The sequence below is a fragment of the Serratia sp. 506_PEND genome, from assembly GCF_001076875.1.
Classification (GTDB): domain Bacteria; phylum Pseudomonadota; class Gammaproteobacteria; order Enterobacterales; family Enterobacteriaceae; genus Serratia; species Serratia marcescens.
This window is the reverse complement of record NZ_JVEL01000212.1, coordinates 1-526: the sequence shown is the minus strand read 5'-3', so window position 1 is coordinate 526 and position 526 is coordinate 1. Positions and strand designations below refer to the sequence as shown.

Here is a 526-nt window from a genome sequence, read left to right as displayed (position 1 = left end):
CGAAGGCCAACGAGCCTGCGGCATGAGCGACGGTGCGACGAAAGGCTCAACTGCGGAAATGGGCGATAGCACATCGATTTTTTGGTCAGGCCTGCCAATTCCCATATAGCGGCGCAAACCGGTTCCGGCTTTGCCCGTCTCGAGCAATTTGGTTGCTTCACCGAGATCTTCAAGATAGAAGGAATTCAGTAACGAAGGTTCAGGCGGCGCCTTGGCTTTGAAATGATGAAACACCTTAATCGCGAATGTGGGTGGCTCAACCAAATGCTCGGGTACACCGAACTGAGACACAAGCCATTTATAAGCGTTAAGAACGACATCCAAATCGATCGGTATGGCTTCTCCATCCTCGTTGTGGCGGCGAACTATTCGATCCAGATGCTCGATAATGCGCGGCTCAACATTCGGCCAATTCCCTAAGCTCCCAAGCTTCAGATCGAGAGCCGGCTTGAGTGCCCAGGCAAAACTGGAAACGGCAACGCCTTTGTCCTCAAGCACATAGCCTTCTTTGTCGATCAGGATCGAG

1 pseudogene is annotated in these 526 nt (G+C 52.3%); it reads right to left on the bottom strand.

Annotation, left to right across the window (positions count from 1 at the left end):
* A pseudogene (locus tag ADK28_RS05190) lies at positions 1-526 on the bottom strand (DNA helicase); the annotation flags it as partial.